We start from the raw sequence: 24,226 nt of genomic DNA, 5'->3' as shown, positions 1-24,226 counted from the left end.
AAAAGTAGATGTAAGAAATATCATACTGTAGGCAAAAGTATCAGTTTCCTCTTTACTAAGAGTGTAGACTGATACTTTTGTCTATTTTTGTATAATAAAAAATATGAAGACATATGATCCCACTGCCAAGTGACCAATTTTTTCAGATTCATTTCGGCAAAAACAAGCATCGTATGCACCTGATTTTTTTCTAAGCCTCGATACCTGATGCAGCGCATTCCATGCTTTTTCCCATAAAACGAAAAAAGATGAGCAGGAAGTCAAGATAGAAGTCAGCTTTGAAATCTATTTCAAACAAGTTTCTGGTGGACCTGTGGCTTATCCTGTAGAAGATTACAATTATCTTTTTAATGGGGGTAAAACTGTAGAAGTTTTTGCAGGTGTTGCTATTACATGTTGTGATCATTTTTTTTATCATTACTAAAGAAATCAGAACAGATCTCATTGAAAAAGTTGAACAATTTCACCTTGTCCCAGTTAAGTTTTCGTATTCGTGAATATACACAAATGCTTTCAATGGTCGATATGCAGATTGCTTAAACAATCGATCCGTAGAGAAGTAGGTGTGTGATTCTTAGCACCAGGAATCTTAGGTGTAGTCCATGTCTTGTTCGGGTTACAAATGTTTGGTCTATTCATGCAAAATCCATACAAAAATATTTAGGTGCCATTTACGATCTTCTTCGAATTGTATTTCATCTACTATGTATTGACGACATGGTTATATACAAGGATTGTATTACAAGACAAAAATAAGTAGGTATCATTTTGCTAATATGAACAAATATCAAGACCAATCAGAATTTGGCTTAAGAATTTTTTTCCCTAAATACTGACAATTAAAATTTTTACATTTGCCAGTGTAACTTAAATTTATTTTCTACTTGCAAATGCCTCTTATCTAAAAATTAGCATCGTGTTTGTTAACTAGAAATTTGTTAAACTTTTTAATGAAACTTCAATTTAACCAATGAAATTAGAATAAAGGAAAGGTTATACTAATATCTTATTGTCATTTGAAAAATTAGCATATAAGGCCATAGTAAGGCAAAAAAGAAATATTACAAAAAATAAAAAGGGTCTTTGTAACATTAACCAAAGTGTTACAAAAGATTCTTTTTGTTTTAAATAAATTACGGAATGCTTTCACGCACAGATCAACAAACTATTAGGTGAGAAAAACGATATTTACTATAAAAGAAACATAGTATAACGAAAATTTGGTTTATTTTAACAGTAATGAGGTTAAAAAGGCTGGCTGCTAAATGGCAACAATTAAAGAAGTTTTTTAAAACAATGGTATCGGTTAAATCGCATCCTTAAGTCTTTAAGCAATTTAAGATTGTTAGTGTAACTTGTTACTTAAAATGTAACAAGTTTTCTTTAAATGATTTTGATTTCTAAAGTTTTAAATCCGCTTTCATAAATCTCAAAAGACGCTTATTCTAAATATGTCAGATATATTACTCGAGTAAAAGACAGATCAATTAAAAATTTCGAAGGAGCGTTAATTATGCAGAAAAGAGATTTTATCGATACAAATGATTTTACAAAAGAAGAAATCGATTACTTGATCAAGTTAGGATTAAAAATCAAAAAAAGTATTAAGTATGGTCATTACCCATTACTACTTAAAAATAAAACACTAGGGATGATTTTTGAACAGTCTTCCACTCGAACCCGTGTTTCCTTTGAAACCGCAATGGAACAATTAGGAGGACACGCCCAATATTTAGCACCTGGTCAAATACAACTAGGAGGACATGAAAGTCTTGGTGATACTGCACGAGTATTATCACGTTTAGTAGATATATTAATGGCTCGAGTTGAACGTCATGAATCAGTGGTTTCGTTGGCAAAGAACGCAACAATTCCAGTTATTAATGGCATGAGTGATTACAACCATCCTACGCAAGAACTAGGCGATATTATTACGATGACTGAACATTTACCAAAAGGAAAAAAATTATCTGATTGTAAAATTGTTTTTGTTGGAGATGCAACGCAAGTTTGTGTATCTACCATGTTTATGGCAACAAAAATGGGAATGGATTTTGTTCAATACGGGCCAGAGGGATTCCAAATTAAAGAAGAAGCATTAGAAATAGGGAAGGAAAATGCAAAAAAATCAGGAGGAAGCGTGCAGATCACAGAAGATGTTAATGTGGCTCTTAAAGATGCGGACTTTGTCTATACGGATGTGTGGTATGGCTTATATGAAGCGGAATTATCTGAAGAAGAACGGATGAATATTTTCTATCCAACCTACCAAGTAAATAATGAATTGATGAAAAAAGCTTCACCACATGCAAAATTTTTGCACTGCTTACCAGCAACACGCGGCGAAGAAGTTACAGATGAAGTGTTAGATGGTGAACAATCTATCGTATTAGATGAAGCAGAAAATCGATTAACAGCTATGCGGGCTTTATTAGTTTATTTTTTGAATCCATATTTGGATTATGCCGATCAAGCTTTAGCAGAAAAATTTGATGGGGAATTACAATGCATGCTGAAACCTAAACGTCAATTAGAACGAAGAGATTAGCAAGAACTTGCTTAAGCAGTAGAAGAGTCGTGTAAATCTTTTGCTAATTCATAGAGAGTAAAAAATTTACACGTACTTTTCACAAAAGGCTCATCGAAAGGAGCACATTAATGAAAGAAAAAAAGAGATTCCGTTTATTTGATGCAGTATTGATGGCCGTTGTAGTTATCTTAGTAGTAGAGTCGGCAGCACCAGCTGCTGCAATCGGCTCTTCTCAATTTTTTTGGTGGGGTTTATTATTGATATTATTTTTCTTACCTTACGGATTAATATCAGCTGAACTTGGCACGACATATGACGGCGAAGGAGGGATCTATGACTGGGTTAAAAAAGCTTATGGAAGAAAGTGGGGTGCTAGAGTCGCTTGGTTTTACTGGATTAATTTTCCTATTTGGATGGCGAGTCTTGCCGTTTTATTTCAAGAAGTATTAACTCAAATTTTTCAATTAAATTTTAGTACACCTCTACTGATTATGTTGCAGTTGGTATTTGTCTGGATTGTTACGATAATTAGCTGTTACCCTGTTAGTGATAGTAAGTGGATCTTAAATATCGCTGCATTTGCGAAAGTGGCAATCATGATATGTCTTGGTGTTTTAGGTATCTATCATGCATTAACAAAAGGAATGGCTAATAACTTTTCTGGAACAGCTTTGTTACCTAAACTAGATATTCAAAATTTTAGTTTTTTATCTGTTATCTTGTTTAATTTTTTAGGATTTGAAGTGGTCACTACTCTAGCAAATGAAATGGATAACCCTAAAAAACAAATTCCACAAGCCATTATTTATGGTGGTGTTTTGATCGCCTTTTTCTATTTGTTTGCTGCATTTGGAATGGGAGCGGCGGTACCAGCAGATCAATTATCTGCTTCTGGAGGATTAATTGACAGCTTTATTCTGCTCGTTGGGGGATTGAATCCTTTTGTTGTATTAATCGGTATTCTCTTCATGTATACGCTGGCAGCAAACTTGATTTCTTGGTCCTTAGGAGTAAATTATGTTGCTTTGTATGCTGCGAAAAATCATGATATGCCTCTAATTTTCGCTAAAAAAAGTCAAAAAAATGATATGCCAGTAGGAGCTTCTGTCATTAATGGTATTATTGCTTCACTTCTAATTGTTATTGCACCCTTTATCCCAAATGAGAATATTTTTTGGGCATTTTTCTCACTAAATGTAGTAGCGTTGTTACTTTCTTATATTATGATGTTTCCAGCATTCTTGAAGTTAAGAAAAATCGATTCTCATGTTGTTCGTCCATTTAAAGTCCCTGGACCCAATTGGTTGTTAAAATTAATGACGATTATCCCAATGTTGTTGCTAATCGCGACACTGCTTTTTTCTGTAGTTCCTCTAGATTCGAGTTCTTCAGAGATAAATACTAAAATACCCGTGTTGCTTGGAACAATTTTTGCCTTTGTTATTGGTGAAATCGTGATTCACTATTCGTCAAAAGAAAAAAAAGATAAGGGAGTGCTTACTGATGAAAACAATTGATAGTTCACCTAAAAAAGATCATTTTAGAATGCCCGGAGAATTTTCGGTGCATGAAGGAGTATATATGTTGTGGCCACAACGTCCTGATAATTGGCGAGATGGAGGAAAACCAGCCCAGCGAGCTTTCGTAGAGGTTGCTAGAGCGATTGCCAAATTTGAACCTGTTACAATGGGCGTGAATTCTGATCAATATGATAATGCTCGCCACATGCTTCCCGAACATATACGGGTGGTAGAAATTGCTAGTAATGATTCATGGGTTCGAGATTGTGGTCCTACTTTTGTTACAAATAGTCAAGGAAAAGTTCGAGGTGTGGATTGGACATTCAATGCTTGGGGCGGGCTGGAAGATGGACTTTATTTTCCTTGGGATCAAGATGATCAAGTTGCACAAAAAATTTGTGAAATTGAATGGAAGGACCGTTATCGTTTAGATAATTTTGTTTTGGAAGGGGGATCTATCCATGTTGATGGAGAAGGTACATTAATTACCACAGAAGAGTGCTTATTATCAAAAGGACGCAATCCACAGCTATCAAAAGAACAAATTGAAAATATTCTAGGAGAGTATCTAAATATTGAGAAGGTAATTTGGTTAAAGCATGGAATTTATTTAGATGAAACGAATGGCCATGTAGATAATATCGTTAATTTTGTAGCGCCTGGTGAAGTCGTTTTAGCTTGGACAGATGATAAGCAGGATCCACAATATGAAATTTCTAAAGAGTGTCTAGAAATTCTGGAAAACTCCGTAGATGCAAAAGGTCGAAATATTCATGTAACAAAATTACATGTGCCTAAGCCTATACTGATTAACGAAAAAGAAAGTCATGGAGTAGATACTATAAATGGTACACTCCCACGTCAAAAAGGAGATCGTTTAGCGGCAAGTTATGTAAATTACTATACAGCCAATGGAGGAGTTATTTATCCATTATTTGATGATCCAATGGACGAAAAGGCAAAGGAAACATTGCAATCCTTATATCCTGATCGTAAAATTGTGGGTGTTTATGCTCGAGAGATCTTATTAGGTGGAGGAAATATTCATTGTATCACGCAACAAATCCCTAAAGGAGAAAACGTGTTATGACAAAGAAAATAGTTGTGGCATTAGGGGGTAATGCAATATTAACAAATGATCCTACGGCCATAGGACAACAAAAGACTTTAGCTGAAACAGCTCAGTCATTAGCTGCTCTAGTTGAAAAAGGCTACAAGCTACTTATTACTCATGGTAACGGGCCTCAAGTAGGTAACTTATTATTACAACAAAAAGCTGGAGCAACCCAAACGAATCCAGCCATGCCACTTGATACCAACGTTGCTATGACTCAAGGCAGCATAGGATATTGGCTAGCACAGGCATTAACGAATGAATTAAAGAAGCGTGGTATAGAAAAATCCATAGTAGGATTGTTCACTCAAGTTATTGTTTCTGAAGAAGACCCAGAATTTGAACAGCCTACTAAACCAATTGGACCATTTATCACGAAAGAACAGGCTGAAAAAGAAATGAGAAGGACCGATTCTATCTTCAAAGAAGATGCAGGAAGAGGATGGCGTAAAGTAGTGGCTTCTCCTAAACCTATAGATATAGTTGAATCAAAAGTTATAAAAACGCTAGTTGATTCAGATGTAATTGTAATTGCAGGAGGAGGTGGAGGTATTCCGGTAATTCAAACTGGTGAAGGCCTAAGAGGTAAAGAAGCTGTGATAGATAAAGATTTTGCTTCTGAAAAACTTGCTGAAATCATTGATGCAAATGAACTGATTATCTTAACTGGTGTGGCAAATGTTGCTGTCCATTTTAATACACCGCAACAAAAAGAACTGAAAAAAATTGATATCGAGACGTTAGAAAAATACAAAGATAATGGTGAATTTGCTCCAGGCAGTATGTTGCCAAAAGTGGAAGCTGCCTTAGAATTTGTTAAGAAAAAACCTAATGCGCAAGCTGTAATTACTTCTTTAGAAAATTTAGATAAATTACTAAAAGAAAATGCTGGCACGATTATTTACAGCTCGCAAAATTTAGAACAAAAAAGTCACTTAGTAGATATAGTATCATATGAGTAACAAAAAGTAACTGTGCGAAATAGAACATCTAGTTGTTTCTATTTCGCTTTTTTAATCCTATTATAGATATACTTAAAATGTTATAGTATGTTTAAGACAATACCTTAAAATTTAGTTGATTACTAAAATGTTGGTTTATTTAAAGGAGGAGCATTTATGTTAGAGTCGTCACCAAAAAAAGATGGATTTCAATTGGCACCAGAGTGGACTTTTCATAAAGAATGCTATTTGATTTGGCCAGAACGTCCAGATAACTGGCGCTTAGGGGGGAAACCTGCACAAAAAGCATACGCTGAAGTCGCTGAAGTAATTGCACGATTTGAAAATGTAACTATGCTCGTTTCGCATCAACAATTCTTGAATGCACGTTATCAATTATCTGAAAAAATACGTGTACTAGAAGTAAGTAATAACGATGCATGGATAAAAGACACGGGACCATTATATGTTATGAATTCTTTGGGACAAGTACGTGGTGTCGATTTTCGATTTAATGCTTGGGGCGGTTTGTTAGATGGGTTATTTTTTCCGTGGGATCAAGATGATTTGTTAGCTCAAAAAATTTGTGAACAGGAGAGAATTGAATATTACCAATTACAAGAGTTTGTTTTAGAAGGTTGCTCAATACATACAGATGGGGAAGGAACGCTTTTTGCAACAGAAGAATGCTTGTTATCAGAAGGACGTAACCCTCAATTAGATAAAGAATCAATTGAAAAAATTCTAAAAGAGTATTGTGGCATAGAAAAAATCGTTTGGTTTCCTCGAGGTTTTTTCTTGGATGAAACAAACGGTGATATCGATAATTTAATCAATGTTGTACGGCCTGGTGAAATTATTTTGAGTTGGTGTGAACAACCAAATGATCCAATGTACGAAATCGTCAGAGAAGCAGAAGAAGTATTGATGAAAGAAAAAGACGCAAAAGGAAGAAGCTTCATTATACACAAGATAGAATTACCGAAACCTTTATATATTACAGAGGAAGAGGCTGCTGGTGTTGATCCAGTAAATGGTATGTTGCCTCGATTTTCCGGTGATCGATTGATTGCTTCTTATGTAAGCTATTATACAGCAAATGGTGGTATTATTTTTCCACTTTTTGAGGACCCAAATGATAAAAAAGCAGAATTACTATTAAAAAAAATATACCCAGAACATGAAATTATTGGTGTAATGGCTCGTGAAATTTTACTTGGTGGAGGAAATATTCACTGTGTTGCTCAAGGAGTACCTCAATAAGAAAGGAGAGATAGGCAATGGATTTTTTTGAAATAGCCAATAGTCATATTTCAGAACTGACTAAGAATGAACAAATTCTTTTTGATTATGTCATCAATAACCTAGAAAACATTAAAGGTAAAAGTATCCGCGAAGTTGCTGATGATTGTTTTGTTTCAACAACCACTTTTCTGCGTTTTGTCAGAAAGCTAGGATTTTCTGGATTTAGTGAATTTACTACTGTTATTAAATATACTTTGCTTTATAAAACTCCGTTTCCTGAGAGTTCACCTTTTGTCGTTAGCCAGAAAGACTATCGCGAAGAGTATTTAAAAAATTTAGTCGAATCTGTTCGCGTAATAGATACAGATAAAGTGAAATTAATTGTAGAACAACTACAAAAGCAGCCTAAAATTTTTTTATTTGCTAAAGGATTGAGTAAAGAAATTATGCGTTATATACAATACTTGTATAATACAGCCGGTTTTTTTGTAATTTTTCCTGAAGATCATCAAACTCGTTCTATTGCACAAAAGCAAGTTAAAAAGAATGATATAGCCTTTATCTTTAGTTACAGAGGTGAAGATTTAGAGTTGATCGAAACAATTCGAAAAATAAAGGAACAAGAGCATCCTTTAATCGTTTCAATTACTGGAGCAGATAATAACTTAATACAAAATTTTAGTGATATTAATCTTTATTTGTTTACAGATGAAATCAGCTTGAATCATCTAGATATTACGTCACATATCTCAATGATTGCATTAATGGAATTAATTTTGTACCAATTTATCGAAAGTAGTGGAACAGACACTTACCATCTTGTTTTTCGCTGAATGTTTTAATAGATTTGAGAAGTAGTCTATTCTGCTTTCCTCGTAATATTATATTCATAGGAAATGATGTACCATAATATGTGTGAGATACTTTAAAAATGTAACTTACAAGCAATGAAAACGTTGACTAAGCAAAGGAAATATAGTATATTTTCTTTGTAAGAAAAGAAAAAAGAACTTGAGATAGCGACGCAGTTATCTCTAGAGTTATGTTACTGATAAATCAGGCAGAACTCAGAACTAATATCAAGTAAAGCTTTATGATCAAAAGCTTATTTGATATTGGATCTGAGTTCTTTTTTCTGGAAAGGAGCAACTAATGAAAGTTAAAAAGATTATCAATAACAATGTAGCTTTAATTGAACGGGGAGGAAATGAAGCAATTATCTATATGACAGGAATTTCTTTCAAAAAAAAGGTTGGCCAACGAATTGATGATTCCGAAATTGAAAAAACATATGTTTTAGATTCAAAAGACCGTTTAGAACATTTTAGCTATTTGTTGTCACATTCTGATGATAGACTGCTCTCTATGATCAACGAGCTCGTTAGTTATGGAGAAAAGGAAATCGGTAAAAAAGCAAATGATTATCTTTATTTAGCTTTATTAGATCATCTCTCCTTCGCATTGAAACGCTCAGAGAAAGGACAATATCTTAGAAGTCCGCTTTTTTGGGAAGTTAAAAAGTTTTATCCAGTTTATTACAAAATCGGTTTGGAAGCTTTAAAAATGATAAAGAAATATTTTGATCATTCCTTTCCCACAGATGAAGCTGTTTCAATTGCCTTACACTTTGTTAATCTTCAAGAAAATCAGGTCAATTTTGATGAACAGATAGAAGATATGGAGACACTAAGAGACATGTTGAATATTATCAAATATCATTTTAGTTTATCTATTGACGAAGAGAGCATCAACTACATGAGGCTAGTGACACATTTACAGTACTTTATTGAACGATTAAGAAAAAAACAAGCATACGTTGAAAATGAATCTCAGTTATTTGAACAAGTAAAAAAACTATACCCTAAAGCATATACAGCTGTAGAAAAGATAGAAATATATGTAAAGGGAAAGTTCAACACCTATTTATCTCAAGATGAATACACTTATTTGATGATTCATGTTAATCGCGTAGCGGAAAGAGGCGACAATAATGGATAAATATCATGATTTTAACAAAAATATTATTGAACTTGTTGGAGGAAAAGAAAATATAGAGGCAGTAGTTCACTGTATGACACGGTTGCGTTTTACTCTTATCGACAAAACGAAAGCGCAAACAAATAAGCTTAAAAACTTAGACGGTGTGATTGATGTAGTTAGCAATAATGTTGCTTATCAAATCATCATAGGTACACATGTTAACGATGTATATAAAGAATTGATGACGCAATTGGAACTATCCCCAAAAACTACTTTAGAAGAGCAAAGTGGGAAAAAAAATCCAATAAAAGCAGCATTAGATGTCATATCGGAGTCTATGACACCGATACTTGAGCCTATTATTTGTGCTGGATTACTTGCTGCTGTTTTATCCATTGCTTCTTTAACTGGAATAATCTCACCAGACAGTTCAACCTATCAGATTTTTGATGCTTTGCGGTCTGCTGTATTTTATTTTCTACCTATTTTAATGGCTATGAGCTGCGCAAAACGATTAGGAGCAAGTCCTTATTTAGCAGTAGCACTTGCTGCTACTATACTTTCAAGTTCTATCAATGATGTGAAAGGACTGGAGTTATTTGGTATTGGGTTACCGCAAATTACGTATTCTAATAGTTTTATCCCTATTTTACTAGCTATCTGGTTTATGGGGTACGTAACTAAAGTAGTTAAAAGAGTTATACCTAACACACTCCAATACTTTTTAACCCCTTTGTTCGTAATGTTAATTACTTTACCGGCAACGTTGTTGGTTTTTGGGCCTTTAGGATTTTATATAGGAGAAGGAATCATTGGCTTTTTTAATCTACTGATGAAATATGTAGGTAGTTGGTTTGTCATGATGTTATACTCTGCTCTTCAACCATTTATTATCATGTTGGGCGCGGGAAACTTTATCATGCCGGTTGTAGCTTCTCTAATTGCAGCAAATGGGTATGACCCTGCCTTTATATCTTCATGTACAATTTCAGATATTGCTGTTGGAGGCGCAATGCTAGGGTATTTCTTAAGAGCTCGGAACTTAAAACAAAAACAATTATTTGGGACAGTAACACTTTCTGCAGTACTTGGTGTGACTGAACCTGCTATCTATGGTGTCTTTGTTAAATACCGTCGGCCATTTGTTGCAGTAATGATTGGAGGAGGACTCGGTGGATTATTTGCTGGTTTGACTGGTGTTAAAGCTTATTCTGTTGCTTGGGGATTATTTGGCCTCCCAGCGTATATAGGTGAAGGAGACTTCATGAACTTCTGGTTTATGTTAGCGGCAGTCGTGATTAGTTTTGCTGGTTCAGCTGTAGCTGCTTATCTCTTAGGCGTTCCTACACAAGAAGAGGATCAGGAGACAATCAACCATGTAGTAGCTGAAAAGGGGAAAGATAAAAATCTACGAACTTCTTCATTAGGGAATGTAGTAAAAGGAGAAGTTATTTCTTTAAATGAAGTTAAAGATCAAGCTTTTTCAACAGGAGCATTAGGAAAAGGAATCGCAATCAAACCAACAGGTACACATCTTTATTCTCCAGTAGATGGGGAGATCACGGTAGTTTTTCCTACGAATCATGCAATAGGTATCCAATCACAAGATGGAATTGAAATACTGATCCATATTGGAATCGATACAGTAGAGTTAGAGGGGAAATATTTTAATTTAAATATAAAACAAGGAGATAAAATTCAAAGAGGACAACTCCTTGGAACAGTAGACTTTGATAAAATACAAGAAGCTGGTTATGATACATCTACTATTGTAGTTGTCACGAATACCGATAGTTATTTAGACGTCATCCCTTCAAATTCAGAACAAGTAATAAAAACAAATAATCTACTAAACGTCATTTTATAGAAGGTGAAAAAATGAAATTGAAAAAGAATTTTTTATGGGGTGGAAGTATTGCTGCACATCAATGTGAAGGAGCCTGGCAGGAGGGAGGAAAAGGACCAGCTATCATGGACTATGTCAGACAAGGAAGCTATCAGGTCCCACGCCAAATCGATACAATGATTTCTTCTGAAGCTACGTATCCCTCACATATGGGTATTGATTTTTATCATCAATACAAGTCAGATATTCGTCTGTTTAGTGAAATGGGATTTACAGCATTAAGATTATCAATAGACTGGTCTCGTATCTTTCCTAATGGAGATGATGAGCAGCCGAATCAAGAAGGAATCACGTATTATATAGATGTCGTGGATACGTTGTTGTCTTATGACATTGAGCCAATTGTAACATTATATCACTTCGAGATGCCAAAAAATTTAGTTCAAAAGTATGGTTCATGGACCAATCGAAAAGTAATTGAACTTTATTTGAAATTTTGTCAAACCATGTTTGAATCTTTAAAAGGAAAAGTCCACTATTGGGTTACGTTTAATGAAATGAATCATATTGATCCTCAAACAGAAGCTACAGATATTTTTACGTATATTATCGCAGGTTTGAAGTATTCTGAACTCGAAAACAAATCTCAGACATTGGCTGAGATCGGATACAATATGACAGTGGCTAGCTGTTCGGCAATAGTTTTAGGAAAAAAAATAGATCCAGAAAACAAGATTGGTTGCGTATTTGGAATCGAACCTGTTTATCCAGTAGATTGCAATCCCACAAATGTGATGAATGCTTTTAAACAGATGGATCGAGATTTCTATCAAATAGATGCTATGTGTACAGGCAAATTTCCAGAGTATAAAATCAATGAATATGCAGACCAAGGAATAAAGTTGACCATAACAGAGGATGATAAATATATGTTTTCTAAAGGAACACTTGACTTTATTGGTATGAACTATTACGCATCATCTGTTGCGAAGTACGAAGGAGCGGCTGAAGAAAAGAGTGCCTTATTTGGCGGTCTTCAAAACCCGTATCTTGTGACTAGTAAATGGGGATGGACCATTGATCCGATGGGATTACGATATCTGCTGAATTACACTTATAGAAAATATGGTCTCCCTATCATAATTACAGAAAATGGATTAGGTGCCATAGATGATTTGACAGATGATAAAAATATACATGATGAATATCGCATCGAATACTTAAAACAGCATATTCAACAAATGAAGATTGCAATCGAAAAAGATCAGGTGGATTGCTTTGGGTATCTCACGTGGGCACCCATAGATTTAGTAAGTGCTACAACAGGCGAAATGAAAAAAAGATATGGGTTTATCTATGTGGACAAAGACGATGAAGGAAATGGCACCTTAGAAAGGTACAAAAAGGACTCTTTTTATTGGTACAAAGAAGTGATTGGTTCCAATGGAGATATTTTGTAATACCTGTCTAACATAGAAGGAGTTATAGTAGTTATATTCATATAACAAGTAGTTAGCTTAGAGTAATATTACTAAAGGACCAAAGTTCTATCTAAAAAAAAAACTATCTTTAATATATAAAATCAACAAATCATAACCACCCTTTAAAAAAGAGGGAGCAGGGTGTAGACAAAAGTATCAGTCTACACTCTAGATGTAAGAAATATCATAAGATATTTCTTACATCTTTTTGTTTTGAGCAGGACTTTAGATAATTTTATTAATATATGCTAGCATGCTTTTGTAAATAAAAGAAAGAGGGCGTTTGAATATGTATCTTAAAATTACGGATCAAGCACAAGAAAGATTACAAAAATATATTGATGAAGGCGCAACAATTATTTTAGATTTAGATGATGGCGTGGGCGAATATTCTAAAATGGGTGTTTGCTCTTTAGATACTAGTTTCCGTTTACTTCTTCTTGATAAAGAACAAGGAAAAAATGATTATAAACTCCAATTAGATAGTGATATTGGGGAAGTTTATATCAAAGATTATTCAAAAATGTACATGGATGAACACATGACCCTTTCTTTAGATCCACGTCTAGGTGTATTTACTCTTGAAAGTCCAAGTGGTTCTTTAGACAGCCATGTACAATTAGTCGATCTACGACCAGAAAAATTCTCTGGCATGAAACAATAATTTTCTCCTTATTGATCCATGATCCATAAAACTAGTCTCAATCGAGCTACATTGAAAAACAAGACAACATTCTTAACTTGGTAAATAAAAAAGACGACACATTTTGTCGTCTTTTTTATTGATTAGCTATTTTCGATAAATGATCGCATAGCTTGTGCCATTATTTCTGGCTTTTCTTTATTCAATTCCTATTTTCCGTTTTCGATAAACAGGAGACGGCTATAGGCTGAAACTTTATATAACCGTTTTGCTCCAGGTATGTTTGCATAATCTTTTATACCGCATAAAATCAATTTAGGAAGTCGTGATGTACGAAGCTGTTTTTTGTAATCTAATGTTTTAAGTGAACGGAGTAGATTTAGACAAACCTAATTTTTTAAACATTTTAAAAGGTACGCAGTAAAAATAAACATTCTGGAAAATAAGCAATAAGCGATCAGGAGATTCAAATTGTGGATCAATTAAATCGATGGAGTACTCGGGGGCACTGAAACATCCATAAAGCAAGTAGCCCCGCTATCGATTGTCAACAGAATCACTTACTTTAATGTGATTCCATTAATTTGGAGAATAAATGAACTTCACTCTACTACGATGGTCATCCTGAAAGAATTATCAACCATCGGAAGACCTAACATTTCCTTCCCCAAACCAAATTGATACACAACAAACTCATAACTTCCTGGATCACTTGGCGCTTTGAAAGAAATCTTTCTATTTTGTGGAGTAATTTTATTGGATTTAGAATCTTTCGATAACCGAATAGGCAGGTTAGAAAGACCATTTAGTTCAATTTGCTTATTTCCTAATAAGACAACAAGGAAGTATTCCTATAATCCCTCAATACTTGGACCAACTAAGAAGTTTAATTCAACCATTTCTCCTATTGATACATTCAAATAAGGACTTGGATTATTTATTAACTCACTTTTAGAATCTGTAACATTTAATCCATATTAAAGTATTCGCAGATTAACTGAAAAAGTCGTTTTTTCTTTATTTAAAATAAAAACAGTTTTGTGGGATTTTCGTGGCATAAAATAAAAAACAGCGCAGACACATTGTTAAACCAACATGTTGCACTGTTTAAGGAAGCCACTTGCCGGGCTTGAACCGGCGACCTCTTCCTTACCATGGAAGCGCTCTACCAGCTGAGCTAAAGCGGCATTATCATTAATACAAATAATAGGATAACGAATATTAATGTATTTGTCAATATGTTTTTTATCAAAAAAATGTGTTTTTGTACTAATGAAACAATTCTTAGAAAAAAGTAAAAATAACAAAAAATGCTAACGGTTTCTTCTAGAATATAGTAAAAAAATTCAAAAAAAGTATTGCGTTATTTGAAAGAAATTGATATTATATTCATGTACTTGATTCCGGCATAGCTCAGTTGGTAGTAGCGCATGACTGTTAATCATGATGTCGTAGGTTCGAGTCCTACTGCCGGAGTAAATAAAGCTTATGCAAAGAAAAAGAAATCCAATCACTTGGGTTTCTTTTTCTTTTATTATTATGATGAATCAAGCTTTCTGTTTTTGTCACGTATGTTGTAATCTTTACGAAAGAGTAGAGTTGGCTACTCATAATCAACCATACTTCCCATCATCGCTAAATACGAAATAAATCAGCATTCCTACACCAATCAAAGCACAAGCTGCACCAAGAAAAGGGATGATATTCCCAAAGTTATCTGTATTCATAAGTATGCCACCACCCACAAACAAAAAGCCGCCAGCAATCAGGTTTTTCATTTTATTCATTCTCCTTTCTTATGTTATAGTATTTCCTTCTTTCAATGAGTATTTTGAAAGCTATCTTATTGTATGATGTTCTTCTAGGCCTCTTCTTTATTATACAGGCCATTTTCGTTATCTCATAGAAATATTCCTTTTTATCTGAAAATTATTGTATACCATATGATATTTTTCTTCATGAAGTTGTAAGTATATTCTCATTCAAATGAAAATTTCATCATAGAAGAGATTGTATTTCTAAATTCTTAAGAGTAAAATACGAAGTGTAACTTGGATTTGGAAGGATGATTGGATGAAAGCTATTACACCGGATATGACAACAAAATTTGACAAACAGTTTCAAGCAAATAACAAACAGCAGGCATTGCAGCGGGCTGTCGTGAAGAACGGGATAACTGCTTCTGCTGAAAATATTTCAGCACATGTGGCGAATACACCAGTATTTTCTATTGATCTGGCTACAGGAAAAGTGGCTAATCAGATGCAATCGGGCCGTTGCTGGATGTTTGCTGCATTGAATACGTTCCGTCACAAAATGCTGAATCAATTCCATTTAAAAGAGTTTGAATTATCACAAAATTATACTTTTTTCTGGGATAAATATGAAAAGGCAAATTACTTCTATGAAAACATCATTGCAACTGGAAAAGAGGCTATTGATAGCCGAAAAGTGGCTTTCTTGCTAACTACTCCTCAACAAGATGGCGGTCAATGGGATATGATCGTTTCATTATTCCAAAAATACGGTGTTGTGCCCAAATCGGTAATGCCGGAAAGTGCGAATAGTTCAAATTCTCGAGATTTGAATAACTACTTGAACAAACTACTGCGTAAAGATGCAGTTGTGTTACGCGAAATGGTTGCTCAAGGAGAAACATTAGACGCTATTGAAGAAAAAAAAGAAGAAATGCTAGAAAGTATTTATAACTTCTTAGCCATCTCATTAGGAACACCTCCAAAAGAATTCGATTTTGAGTACCGCGATGAAGAACAGAACTATCATCTTGACCGAGGACTGACACCACAAATTTTTTATGATAAATACATCGGTGTAAAATTAGATGATTATGTTAGTGTGATCAATGCACCAACAAAAGACAAACCATTCAATCGTTCTTATACAGTAGAGATGCTAGGGAATGTCGTTGGCGGGAAAGAAGTTAAATACCTGAATGTTGATATGGAAATTTTCAAAAAATTAGCGATTGCTCAGCTTGAACAAGGAGAATCTGTATGGTTTGGTTGTGATGTAGGACAATCTTCTACTAGAACCAGTGGCATCATGGCCTTAGATGCTTATTCGATGGATGATCTATTCGATACGGATTTCACAATGACTAAAGCTGAACGTTTGGATTTTGGTGAAAGTTTGATGACCCATGCGATGGTATTGACTGGTGTTGATTTAGTGGACGGACAATCAACAAAATGGAAAGTCGAAAACAGCTGGGGCGAAAAAGTTGGAAAGAACGGTTTCTTCGTTATGAGTGATGCCTGGATGGACGAATATACGTACCAAATCGTTGTCAGAAAAGATTTGTTGACGAAAGAGCAACTAAATGCGTTCAATGAAGAACCAATTGTGCTAGCTCCATGGGATCCAATGGGTGCTTTAGCATAGGTAAATAGTTCAATAAAGAGTATGCATTATAGATAAAAAAGAGCTGGCTTAAGTCAGCTCTTTTTTATCTATAAAGTCCATCTCCTGCTTTTTATGGTCTCTGTGCTATAATTCTAAATAAAGGGATGAGGATTGGAAATAATCCTTTTATCATGAAACAAGTATGATGACAAAATAGAATAAAATTGGGAGTAGGGGGGAAAGTCATGGATATCCAAACTGTTTTATCTGATCTGAAACTAAATGGGAAAGTGATTCCAGTTGTTGGCGGCGATGTGAATCAAACTTATCGTATAAAAACAGAGCAGCGTGCTTATTTTTTGAAAATCCATCCGAATGTAAAAAAAGGTTTTTTTGAAGCAGAAGTAGACGGGTTAAAAGAGCTAGCTGCATTCGTACGTGTACCAGATACGTACATGCTGGGTGAAACAAGTGAAGGCGCTTATTTGTTAATGGAATGGATCGAGCCGGGAAAAGGAGATCAACGAGATCTTGCTGCAGCTTTAGCTAATCTCCATCAGCAAACAGCGCCGCAATTTGGTTTTCGAAAAGATAACTATCTAGGTACACTTATTCAGAAAAATTCTTTTGAAGAAGATTGGTGGATTTTTTTCTTTAAAAATCGGCTTGAAGCCCAGATTTCTTTAGCAGAAGAAACGAATCGTTGGAATGTACAGCGGCAAGAAAAGTATCTGCGATTTAAAGAACGAGTATTGAGATCGGTTGAACCCAAAAAGATCACTCCACGCCTCTTGCACGGAGACCTGTGGAGTGGTAATGTGTTCTTTGACCAGCAAGGACAACCAATTTTTGTCGATCCGGCTGTTTCTTATGGGAATCGGGAACAAGATATCGCAATGAGTCAATTATTCGGCGGTTTCCGACCGGAATTTTTAGATGCCTATCAAACTATATTTCCATTAGAAGAGGGATGGGAAGATCGACTGCCGATTTACCAGTTATATTATCTTTTGGCACATTTGAATATGTTTGGAGAAAGTTACGGTTCCCAAGTAGATCAATTACTAGAAAGTTTTTAAGAGGAGGGCGTGTTTTTGGCAAAGAAATATACCAAAAAGCATGAAGTTTCATATTACGAGTGTGACATCAATCAAACGATGACATTTCCTTCGATGTTAGGAGTAGTTATCAAAACATCTGAAGATCAAAGCGACCAATTGGGAAGAGGCAGTGAATTCGTCAATAGCTTTGGACTGACTTGGGTCATCACGAATTATTCTATGGAGATTAAACGTTTACCTAGAGTCGGTGAAGTAATTTCAGTAACGACTCAAGCCATGGAGTACAATAAGTTTTTCTGTTATCGGAACTTCTGGATCCATGATGAAGATGGGGAAGAATTAGTTAAAATAGAATCTGTTTTTGTATTGATGGATTTTGTGAATCGAAAAATGAGCAGTGTTAATGAAGAGATCATTGCTCCTTTTGAGAGTGAGAAAATCAAGAAAATCAAGCGTCAGGAAAAAATTGAAAAGATTGATTCGGGCTTCATGCTGCCATATCGTGTTCGTTTTTATGATATCGATAGTAATCAGCATGTTAATAATGCGATGTATTTTAATTGGATCATTGATGTATTGGGATATGACTTTTTGACTACGCATGTTCCAGAAAAAGTAATTATTCGATTTGATAAAGAAGTAGAGTACGGGAATGAGATCGAAAGCCATTTTGAACAAGTCCCAATTGAAAATGGTGTCAAAACAAAACATGAAATCCGAATGCAAGAACAGCTGTATTGTGAAGCCAATATTCTATGGAAAAATAAATAAAAAAGAGGTTGTGACAGAAATGGTCAGCTTCAAGAAATAAGAAGAAATTTACGAAAATTGTTTCTCAAATTTTTGTAAAATTTCGGCTTAGTTTTCGAAGAAGCTACTTTTGTCACAGCCTCTCTTTTTAAGTTTAGCTATCAGATATTGATGTTTAGTTTTGGATAAACGAAATCAATTCTTCACCCGTCAAACCATAGTTTACGGCAATCAATAGTTTTAAACGTGCTTTTTGACTATTGATACTGTTGCAGAAAATAATCCCCATTTCTTCTAGTTCTTTTCCTCCGCCTTCATAATCATAAACAGGCTCTGCGATTCCATTGAAACAACGAGAAACAAGTACTACAGGGATTTTTTGGACAAGGAGCTTTTCTAAAGCTGCTAGGGCTTGAGGAGGGAGATTTCCGGCACCTAAAGCTTCAATGACTAGACCGTCTACTTTCGTATGGGCGATTGCTTCCAATAAGTCTCCTTGCATCCCAGCATATGCTTTAACAATTGGGATAGTCCCATTTACAGCGGAAATATCCAGCCGCTTTGTTTCTAAAAGTTCTTGTAAGAATAAGATTCGATTCTTAGTTACTAAACCGATTGGTCCCAATGTAGGCGTTCGGAAAGTAGCAACATTTGTGGTGTGGGTCTTTGTCACGTAGCGTGCAGAATGGATCTCATCGTTCATGACAACTAATACACCCTTATCTACCGCTTCTTCACAGCTTGCGACGCGAATAGCACTTTCAAAATTATAGAGGCCGTCACTTCCAAGTTCGTTACTTGAACGCATTGCCCCAGTCAAAACAATTGGTAATTTGTCACCAATCGTTGTATCAAGAAAAAAGGCAGTTTCTTCTAATGTATCCGTACCATGTGTAATCACCACTCCGAATATACCTGATTCATAAGCGGACAAGATACGTTCTTTTAATACCAACATGTGAGAAGGCATGATGTGTGGTGAGGGAAGATTGAAGATATCTTCAACTAAGAGTTCCACATGCTCAGGTATCGTGATTTCTGCATCTAATAACGGGTTTGCCACATCAGGACTAACACCGCCAGTGAGCATGTTTTCTTTCATGGCGATCGTTCCGCCGGTGTGCAGTACAAGTATTTTTTTCATTTTACAGACTTCCTTACGAATAATTTTGCATAGCCGTTAAATCTTATTGTATACTATATAAAAGAGTTTTGCTATCAGTGAAGAATAACAATAGCCAGACTTATTATAAAAAAGCTGCCCTTACTTAAACGAAGAAGACTCGACCTTGACCTCTTAATGCACGGAGTATTTGGTTGAGTTTCTTTTACAAAAAAGCAGTCAAGGGAAAACAATTACGAAGGTGGTCGAAAATGATCAGAATCGGATTAACATCGTTTAAAGAACATGACAAATTAACTGGCAAAAAGAATAACACTCTGTATGAATATGCCGGATTTCTACCCTTAGTGGAATTAGATACTGCTTATTATGGGATTCCTCGAAAGTCCTCTGTTGAGAATTGGATAAACGAAGTACCTGAATCTTTTCGCTTTGTAGTCAAAGTCTATCAAGGGATCAGCGGTCAAGGAGATTGGAAGCCTTATTATCAGACCGAAGAAGAGATGATTACGCATTTTTTAGATGTCATGTCGCCAATGGTAGAAGCTGGAAAGCTTTTTTGCTTTTTAATTCAATTCCCCTCTTCATTCAAATGTACAAAAGAAAATGTCCAATACTTGCGCAAACTTAGAAAGTGGTTTGAGAGTTATCCTGTTGCCGTAGAATTGCGGGATTATTCTTGGTACAGCGATGAATTTCTTGAACGTACGAGAAACTTTATGTCTCGAGCCGCTTTTTCTTTAGCCATCATCGATGAGCCGCAGCTGCTGAATACAACGATCCCTTTTGATCCATTTGTAACCAATCCGAACTTTGCTCTCTTTCGATTCCATGGTAGGAATGCTCAGGGATGGCAAGCAAATGATAAAGATTGGCGCAAAAAAAGAACATTGTATCGTTATTCAGAAAAAGAACTGCAAGAACTAGCACGTGAAGTCAAAGCAGTTGATTCTAAGACAAAAGAGATAGGTGTGATTTTTAATAACAATTCTGGTGGGGATGCGGCTGAAAATGCATTAGCACTGCAAAAAATATTAAATATCAAGCCGGATGGACTTAATCCAACTCAAATGGATCTGTTTTAAGGGCTTATTTTATTCATGAAAGGGGCGAAATCTATGATCAAAGCTATTTTTTTTGATATTGACGGAACATTGGTCACCAATCGTTCAAAAGCATTGGAATCAACAAAACAAGCAATTAATTATGCTCGGAAAAACGGCATTTTATGCGGTGTAGCAACGGGTCGCAGCCCAATAAAGATCAAAGAAATCATTGATGAATTGGAATTAGATATGTATGTCGTGTATAATGGCCAACTGGTTTTTACTGCAGATCGAACGATTATCGACCACCCTTTTGAACAAAAAGTATTGGAACATATTGTTGAATTTGCAGATGAGAACCATCGACAAATCGTTTTTGGTGCGAGAAATCGGCTAGATGGATCAACGACGATGCTATTAGGACAATCGATTTTTATCAAGCGGCTAGTCAGCTTTTTACCGCGTAAATTCCCGGTACGTCTGATGAAAAAAATCCTCCAGCTTTTTAGCCCTCACCGGCAAAAGGACCGTTATGAAACATTAGAGATATTAAAAGAACCAATTTACCAATGTATACTGCTTAGTCCGGAGTCAGAACAGAAAAAGTTAGAACATCTATTTCCTGAGTGTACCTTCCAACGTTCAAATACGTATACTGTAGATATTATCCCAAAAGGTGGTTCAAAATTGCTAGGCATCCAAGCTTTTGCAAATGCCGTCGGAATCGAGATGGAAGAAATCATGGCATTCGGAGACCATTACAATGATATCGAGATGCTGAAAGGTGTAGGAATTGGAGTGGCCATGGGAAATGCTCAGAACGAAGTAAAACATGCCGCAGATTTTGTGACCCAATCAAATGAAGAAGATGGCATATACGAAGGACTGAAACACTTTGGTCTGATTTATTAGTCAATGAAAGAAGGAAAACATTAGTATGGAATCAGAGACACCTTTTCAAAAAGTAGAAGCATTTCACAAAATTTTTGATCCAAGAAGACCAGAAATCCCCACAGCTTTTACTGCGATGGAGGCTCATACACGTGCTGCATTCAAAATAGAAGAACTTGTTGAATTTGTTGCAGCTACCTCACCAAGTAAAGAACAACTACATGAAGCTGTTACTCTGCTACACGAAGCATTAGATAAAGCAGAAGAAAAAATACTTGATAAAACAGAGTGGGGAAGTGACCCACTGATTGAACAAGTAGATGCACTGACAGATATCCTTTACTTTACTTATGGTTCTTTTTCATTATTGGGAATAGCGCCTGATCGAATATTTGATATCGTGCATCAGGCAAATATGGGAAAATTGTTTCCAGATGGAAAACCTCATTATGATCCTGTAACAAATAAAGTATTGAAACCTGAGAACTGGCAGATAGAGTACGCGCCAGAGCCTAAAATCGCGGCAGAAATCCAACGACAGATTCAAGAAGCTCTTGCTGGGAAAAGCTCTGCTGATAGGAGTGCACGCACAAACGAAAGAGAGTGATCAGTACTTCACTATTTTTGTTATCTTTATACGATGAAAAACAAAAGATTTTCGTTTAAGTTAGTGAATGCATGAAAATAGTATGCTATAATCTAGAATAGATGTCTTTTGCACGAGAGACGTATTATTTGGATTTATGCCAAGCAGAACGCCATCTGTTGCATAAAAAGATGCATACTGAAAACGGAGGAACCATAAATGGGAAATAATGTTATCATCGGAATCGTCATTGCAATCATTATAGTCGCCATTGTCGTCTTTTTGGTTAGTTACTTGATGAAGAAAAAAAACCAAGATCGATTGGATGCCTTAGAAAAACGCAAGGAAGAATTATTTGACTTGCCAGTGATTGAAGAAGTCGATGATGTAAAAAAAATGCATCTGGTTGGGCAAAGCCAAAATACCTTTCGTGAATGGAGTCAAAAGTGGAATGACATATCTACTTCCTCATTCGCTGAATTAGAAAGTCAAATTTTTGAAGTGGAAAACCTCAATGAAAGTTTTCGGTTCTTAAAAGGAAAAAAAGCAGTTGTTGAAGCAGAAGCAACAATGGACCAAATGGAGAAACAAGTAACGGAAATCCGTGAAGGTCTGAAGGAATTGCGAGAAACAGAAGAACGCAACTCATTAGCTGTCCAGCAGGCGCTTGATGTCTATGAAGAACTGAAAGAAAAAGTCAGAGAAGACGAGCATGAATATGGACCAGCTCTTTTTGAATTGCAAAAACAGATCAAGATGATCGAAAAAGAATTTACGCAATTCGTGACTTTAAATACTTCCGGCGATCCTGTAGAGGCCCGCGAGGTTTTAGATAAAGCAGAAAAACATACGTATGAAGTGGAAGCTCTGATGAAAAAAATTCCACCACTGTATGAAGATCTCCATACGACTTTCCCTGAACAACTTGAAGAAATCAGTGATACTTATGAGAAATTAATGGAAGAACAATATGTATTCCCTGAAGAAGATCTTGCTGAAGATATCGCAAAAGTAAGTCGAAGAATTGAAAATTCATTAGCCAATCTTGAAAAAACAGAAGTTGAAACGGTCGAATTCGAAAACCGAGAAACAGCTGATTTGATTGATTCGCTATATGACATCTTAGAACGGGAAATGGAAGCTCAGAGATATGTAAAAACTAACCAATCAACGATTGCAGAGTATATCAAACATACAACGAAGAATAACCGTCAATTATTGATTGAGTTGGATCACACCGCTCAAAGCTATACATTGAATCACAATGAAATTGGTCGTGTACGAGGTTTCCAAACTGAAGTGGAAGAAATGGAACGTCAAAATGAACAGATGATTCCACAGATTCGCCAACACGAAATCCCTTATTCAGAAGTGCGTACGTTCTATAAAACAGTCTTCAAGGTCTTAGAAGATATCGAAACGCAACAAGTAGAGATCGACGACTCATTACATGAATTGAGAAAAGGCGAAAAAGAAGCGCAAGAAAAGATCGATACATTCGAATTTAAATTGCGTAGTTTGAAACGTTTTGTAGAAAAACAACGTTTGCCTGGCTTGCCGAATGATTACCTAGAATTCTTTTTTGTTGCTACTGATCGTATTGAAGAACTAAGTGTTGTCTTGAATAAAATTCGAGTAAACATGGAGGAAGTCAACCGTTTAGTTGCTCTATGCGAAGAAGATCTAGAATTATTAGATAAGAAGACACATGATCTAGTAGATGCAGCAGCACTAACGGAGCAAATGCTCCAATATGCAAACCGTTATCGTCATACACACGAAGAAGTGCGAGAAGCAATTGATAAAAGTTACTATTTATTCAATAAAGAATATCATTATCAAGAAGCATTAGACGAAATTGGTACAGCATTAGAGCGAGTAGAACCAGGTGCTTTCAAACGTATCGAAGATTTTTATTTTAATCATCCAGACTTAGTATAAAGCAAAAAAGCAGCAATCATGCAAGAACAAGACAACCATCCGTCTTGTTCTTGTCTTTTTTTATGTCTATCCGAAGGACGAAACAAGTGAAAATTCCACCTGCTCTTGAAAGCACCTTGGACAACCGTTATAATAGAAAAGAATTTCAAAAAAGAGGGGTTTCTT

Annotated in this window: 19 protein-coding genes, 2 tRNA genes and 3 pseudogenes; 19 read left to right on the top strand and 5 right to left on the bottom strand. The window is 35.5% G+C overall.

Going from position 1 to position 24,226, the window contains the following annotated elements:
- Positions 1-119 precede the first annotated feature (119 nt).
- A pseudogene (locus AB3I00_RS07655) lies at positions 120-248 on the bottom strand (transposase); the annotation flags it as partial.
- Positions 249-319: 71 nt separating this feature from the next.
- Here AB3I00_RS07655 and AB3I00_RS07650 point away from each other — a divergent pair.
- The 11 genes and pseudogenes from AB3I00_RS07650 to AB3I00_RS07600 all read left to right on the top strand — a co-directional run.
- Positions 320-760, top strand: a pseudogene (locus tag AB3I00_RS07650) (hypothetical protein); the annotation flags it as partial.
- A gap of 753 nt (positions 761-1,513) precedes the next feature.
- Complete coding sequence (gene ptcA, locus AB3I00_RS07645) at positions 1,514-2,548, top strand: putrescine carbamoyltransferase (protein WP_002295311.1); 1,035 nt, start codon at positions 1,514-1,516, stop codon at positions 2,546-2,548.
- A gap of 110 nt (positions 2,549-2,658) precedes the next feature.
- Complete coding sequence (locus tag AB3I00_RS07640; RefSeq protein WP_086286536.1) at positions 2,659-4,047, top strand: APC family permease; 1,389 nt, start codon at positions 2,659-2,661, stop codon at positions 4,045-4,047.
- Complete coding sequence (gene aguA / locus AB3I00_RS07635; RefSeq protein ID WP_086286537.1) at positions 4,034-5,140, top strand: agmatine deiminase; 1,107 nt, start codon at positions 4,034-4,036, stop codon at positions 5,138-5,140. Before AB3I00_RS07640 ends, aguA (AB3I00_RS07635) begins: the two co-directional genes overlap by 14 nt.
- The gene (arcC, locus tag AB3I00_RS07630) at positions 5,137-6,126 is read left to right on the top strand and encodes a carbamate kinase (RefSeq protein ID WP_070704072.1); all 990 of its coding nucleotides are present in this window, start codon (positions 5,137-5,139) and stop codon (positions 6,124-6,126) included. Before aguA (AB3I00_RS07635) ends, arcC begins: the two co-directional genes overlap by 4 nt.
- A gap of 156 nt (positions 6,127-6,282) precedes the next feature.
- On the top strand, positions 6,283-7,368 hold the full coding sequence (aguA, locus tag AB3I00_RS07625) for an agmatine deiminase (RefSeq protein ID WP_070704070.1): 1,086 nt from the start codon (positions 6,283-6,285) through the stop codon (positions 7,366-7,368).
- 17 nt (positions 7,369-7,385) lie between these two features.
- Positions 7,386-8,183 carry a MurR/RpiR family transcriptional regulator gene (locus tag AB3I00_RS07620; protein WP_070704068.1) on the top strand — a complete coding sequence of 266 codons (798 nt, stop codon included), beginning with the start codon at positions 7,386-7,388 and terminating at the stop codon, positions 8,181-8,183.
- A gap of 319 nt (positions 8,184-8,502) precedes the next feature.
- Complete coding sequence (locus AB3I00_RS07615) at positions 8,503-9,348, top strand: PRD domain-containing protein (protein ID WP_086286539.1); 846 nt, start codon at positions 8,503-8,505, stop codon at positions 9,346-9,348.
- Complete coding sequence (locus tag AB3I00_RS07610; RefSeq protein ID WP_086286540.1) at positions 9,341-11,197, top strand: PTS beta-glucoside transporter subunit IIBCA; 1,857 nt, start codon at positions 9,341-9,343, stop codon at positions 11,195-11,197. Before AB3I00_RS07615 ends, AB3I00_RS07610 begins: the two co-directional genes overlap by 8 nt.
- An 11-nt stretch (positions 11,198-11,208) precedes the next feature.
- On the top strand, positions 11,209-12,636 hold the full coding sequence (locus AB3I00_RS07605; RefSeq protein ID WP_070704058.1) for a family 1 glycosylhydrolase: 1,428 nt from the start codon (positions 11,209-11,211) through the stop codon (positions 12,634-12,636).
- 310 nt (positions 12,637-12,946) lie between these two features.
- The gene (locus AB3I00_RS07600; protein WP_002335491.1) at positions 12,947-13,321 is read left to right on the top strand and encodes an iron-sulfur cluster biosynthesis family protein; all 375 of its coding nucleotides are present in this window, start codon (positions 12,947-12,949) and stop codon (positions 13,319-13,321) included.
- A 122-nt stretch (positions 13,322-13,443) separates the two neighbouring features.
- Here the strand turns inward: AB3I00_RS07600 and AB3I00_RS07595 are convergent.
- A pseudogene (locus tag AB3I00_RS07595) lies at positions 13,444-13,792 on the bottom strand (hypothetical protein); the annotation flags it as partial.
- 622 nt (positions 13,793-14,414) lie between these two features.
- A tRNA-Thr gene (locus tag AB3I00_RS07590) sits at positions 14,415-14,487 on the bottom strand.
- 215 nt (positions 14,488-14,702) lie between these two features.
- Between AB3I00_RS07590 and AB3I00_RS07585 the strand changes: the two genes are divergently transcribed.
- A tRNA-Asn gene (locus AB3I00_RS07585) sits at positions 14,703-14,776 on the top strand.
- A 137-nt stretch (positions 14,777-14,913) separates the two neighbouring features.
- On the opposite strand, the gene AB3I00_RS07580 is transcribed toward AB3I00_RS07585, so the two are convergent.
- Complete coding sequence (locus AB3I00_RS07580) at positions 14,914-15,078, bottom strand: hypothetical protein (RefSeq protein ID WP_368025011.1); 165 nt, start codon at positions 15,076-15,078, stop codon at positions 14,914-14,916.
- A 295-nt stretch (positions 15,079-15,373) separates the two neighbouring features.
- Here AB3I00_RS07580 and AB3I00_RS07575 point away from each other — a divergent pair, with 295 nt between their 5' ends.
- The 3 genes from AB3I00_RS07575 (at position 15,374) to AB3I00_RS07565 (ending at position 18,495) form a co-directional block, all read left to right on the top strand.
- A complete protein-coding gene (locus AB3I00_RS07575) occupies positions 15,374-16,702 on the top strand; it encodes an aminopeptidase C (RefSeq protein ID WP_368025010.1) in 1,329 nt (442 codons plus the stop codon).
- Between the two features lie 206 nt (positions 16,703-16,908).
- Positions 16,909-17,742, top strand: a complete 834-nt coding sequence (locus tag AB3I00_RS07570) for a fructosamine kinase family protein (RefSeq protein WP_002315463.1) — start codon at positions 16,909-16,911, stop codon at positions 17,740-17,742.
- 15 nt (positions 17,743-17,757) lie between these two features.
- Entirely contained in the window at positions 17,758-18,495 is a 738-nt protein-coding gene (locus AB3I00_RS07565; protein WP_002315462.1) for an acyl-ACP thioesterase domain-containing protein, read from the top strand.
- Positions 18,496-18,649: 154 nt separating this feature from the next.
- Here the strand turns inward: AB3I00_RS07565 and AB3I00_RS07560 are convergent, their stop codons facing one another.
- Complete coding sequence (locus AB3I00_RS07560) at positions 18,650-19,618, bottom strand: asparaginase (protein ID WP_002314249.1); 969 nt, start codon at positions 19,616-19,618, stop codon at positions 18,650-18,652.
- Positions 19,619-19,848: 230 nt separating this feature from the next.
- Here AB3I00_RS07560 and AB3I00_RS07555 point away from each other — a divergent pair, with 230 nt between their 5' ends.
- From AB3I00_RS07555 to AB3I00_RS07540, 4 genes are all read left to right on the top strand, one after another.
- Complete coding sequence (locus AB3I00_RS07555; RefSeq protein ID WP_002328978.1) at positions 19,849-20,682, top strand: DUF72 domain-containing protein; 834 nt, start codon at positions 19,849-19,851, stop codon at positions 20,680-20,682.
- Positions 20,683-20,715: 33 nt separating this feature from the next.
- The gene (locus AB3I00_RS07550; RefSeq protein ID WP_002335498.1) at positions 20,716-21,555 is read left to right on the top strand and encodes a Cof-type HAD-IIB family hydrolase; all 840 of its coding nucleotides are present in this window, start codon (positions 20,716-20,718) and stop codon (positions 21,553-21,555) included.
- 25 nt (positions 21,556-21,580) lie between these two features.
- Positions 21,581-22,141: a haloacid dehalogenase gene (locus AB3I00_RS07545; RefSeq protein ID WP_002315459.1), complete on the top strand. Its 561-nt coding sequence runs from the start codon at positions 21,581-21,583 to the stop codon at positions 22,139-22,141.
- Between the two features lie 198 nt (positions 22,142-22,339).
- The gene (locus AB3I00_RS07540) at positions 22,340-24,061 is read left to right on the top strand and encodes a septation ring formation regulator EzrA (RefSeq protein WP_002310211.1); all 1,722 of its coding nucleotides are present in this window, start codon (positions 22,340-22,342) and stop codon (positions 24,059-24,061) included.
- Positions 24,062-24,226 lie beyond the last annotated feature (165 nt).

This window comes from Enterococcus sp. C76 (assembly GCF_040886985.1).
Lineage (GTDB): Bacteria > Bacillota > Bacilli > Lactobacillales > Enterococcaceae > Enterococcus_B > Enterococcus_B lactis.
The sequence above is the reverse complement of the archived record's forward strand: the minus strand, read 5'-3'. Positions and strand labels throughout refer to the sequence as shown.